Genomic DNA, 1087 nt, shown 5'->3' with positions numbered 1-1087 from the left:
GGACGGCGAGGAGGTCATCACCATCTCGCTCCCCAGCGAAACCTGACCCCTCGGGGCGGGCCGTACGGCGTGCGGCCCACCCCGCGAGCACCTTCCCCTACCTCCTCGAGGAGACCCCTCCTGATGTGCGACACCCGCCCCGCCATCGACCCCGCCGCCCTCCTCGCGGCCGGATACCGGCAGGCCCCGCCCGCCATGACCCGCGACGGCGAGATCGCCGGCCCCTACATCTCCCCCGCCGCGTGGGCCGACAGCGCCGCGTGGGACGACACCGACAACCGCCGCAAGGGCACCCGCGAAAGCGAGGACAACCGCGTCGACGCCATCGGCGCGATGACCCGCTCCGCGCTCCGCGGCCCCCTGCCGCGCCTGTGGGCGGCCGATGTGACGCTTCACCGCGTGCCCCGCGCGGCCGCGCCCGCCTGCGCCGTAAGACGCGGCTCGTCGCGCACGTCCGTACCGACGCCACCAAGCGCACATGGCTCGAGGCCCAGCGCTTCCCGCTCGTCGCCGTGACCCTGCCCGGCGAGGTGCTGCCCGGCGAGTAGCCGCCCCCGTGCTCGAGCGGCCGGGCCGCCCCCTGCACGGCTCCGCCGCTCGAGCACCCGCCCTCCTGCAAGAACCCGACACGGAAGGAAAGACCCCCGTGACCGAGCCGACGATCCAACCCAACGACACCAACGACTCGAAACCGCCCGTGGATGCCCAGACCCGCGCCGGCCGCATCGCCTCCGGCGACCTGATCGAGGCATTCGACGACCTGGCCCAGGAGGCGGGCCTATGGTCCCCGGTCGCGTTCACCCGGGCCGCATGGGAAGACTGCGTGGCCTGGAGCTACGCCGACAAGGAGCGCAAGGGCATCGCGCAGAGCGAGACCGGCCGCCTGTGGTACGTGCTGTCCTTGGCCAATGCGGCACTCACGGAGACGCCGCGCACCCACCGCCGTGTTCCCATCCACCTGGTGCGGATCCCCCGTGAGCGGCGCATCCGCAAGGCGTACCCGGCCACGCTGATCGTCTCCGTGTCCATCGAGGACGGCGAGGAGGTCATCACCATCTCGCTCCCCAGCGAAACCTGACCCCTCGGG

2 protein-coding genes are annotated in these 1087 nt (G+C 72.9%); both read left to right on the top strand.

Annotated features, from left to right (window positions below):
- Nucleotides 1–123 precede the first annotated feature (123 nt).
- The gene (locus ACWJ6R_RS36870) at nucleotides 124–516 is read left to right on the top strand and encodes a hypothetical protein (protein ID WP_449066632.1); all 393 of its coding nucleotides are present in this window, start codon (nucleotides 124–126) and stop codon (nucleotides 514–516) included.
- Nucleotides 517–646: 130 nt separating this feature from the next.
- Entirely contained in the window at nucleotides 647–1078 is a 432-nt protein-coding gene (locus tag ACWJ6R_RS36865; RefSeq protein WP_449066631.1) for a hypothetical protein, read from the top strand.
- Nucleotides 1079–1087: the final 9 nt, after the last annotated feature.

Source organism: Planomonospora algeriensis (assembly GCF_977012225.1).
Note: the sequence above shows the minus strand (reverse complement) of the source record. Positions and strands in the feature narration are given on the sequence as shown.

Coding starts and splice junctions, on each gene's coding strand:
- ACWJ6R_RS36870 (WP_449066632.1), top strand. CDS start 124: ATGTGCGACACCCGCCCCGCCATCGACCCCGCCGCCCTCCTCGCGGCC.